This is a genomic window from Virgibacillus sp. AGTR (genome assembly GCF_016919725.2).
GTDB lineage: Bacteria > Bacillota > Bacilli > Bacillales > Amphibacillaceae > Virgibacillus > Virgibacillus salarius.
Genome location: NZ_JAJERH010000167.1, coordinates 1 through 1046 on the forward strand (window position 1 = coordinate 1; position 1046 = coordinate 1046).

General features: G+C 38.0%; 1 pseudogene. It reads left to right on the forward strand.

Annotated elements, in window-relative coordinates:
- Positions 1-129: 129 nt before the first annotated feature.
- Positions 130-1046: pseudogene (locus tag JUJ52_RS23025) on the forward strand (ISL3 family transposase); the annotation flags it as partial.

The following is a 1046-nucleotide window of genomic DNA, read 5'->3' on the forward strand; positions in this document are numbered from 1 at the left end:
GGCTCTAAAATATATGTTGGGGTACTGAGAAAAATCAGCTAAATAAAAACACGCAAACTCCAAATTTTGTTAGACTTGTTTTACCCACAAAACAAAAACAAAAGGAGTTGCGTGTAAGTGAACTTTAACATGTCTTTACCAGGTTTAGAAGCCTTTCGTATTAAAAAAACAGTTGAAAATGGTGGAGTTTTTCAGCTCCATGTGGAACTAGATGTTAAACCCCATCGTTGTCCAGTATGTAATGTGCTTACAAAAAAGGTGCATGATTACCGTACGCAAAAGATCCAGCATTCAAAACTGTTTGTAAGAGAAACACTTATTTTTTACCGTAAGCGTCGCTATAAATGTGAACAACCGAATTGTGAAAAACGGTTTTATGAGAATAACTCATTAGTAGAACGCTATCAACGGCAGTCTAAAGAACTAAAGCAAGCTATTGCATTGGAGCTAATTCATGGAAAAAACTTTAAATCTGTTGCCTCTCGATTTAACATTTCCTCAACTACTGTAATGCGTAGGTTTGATGAAGTGGGATCTAGTTTTTTGAAGGAAACAGAAGAGTTGCCTTCTGTAATCGCCATTGATGAATATAAGGGAGATTCAGACGGAGAAAAATACCAAACCATTATTGCCGATCCGGTGGATCGGAAACCCCTGGAGATATTGCCGGATAGGAAAAAGGAAACGGTAGAGACTTACTTGAAAGAACATGGGCAAAGAGTAGAAATGGTGGTTATGGATATGAGCCCTTCATTTAAAGCAGCCGTGGACCAAGCATTAGGGAGACCAATTGTAGTAGCTGACCGTTTTCATTTTTGCCGGCATATTTATTGGGCTCTTGAACGTGTAAGGAGAAAAGAATAAAAGCAATTTAGCGACTACGACCGTAAAAAGTGTAAGCGAATGAAGCACGTATTTAATAAGAAGCACGAAACCTTAACTGAGAAGCAACGCTGGTATCTGGAACGTTACTTAAAAATGTCGGATACATTGCAAATAGCATACCAATTAAAAGAAGCATATCGGCTTTGGTTTGAAGAAGCAAA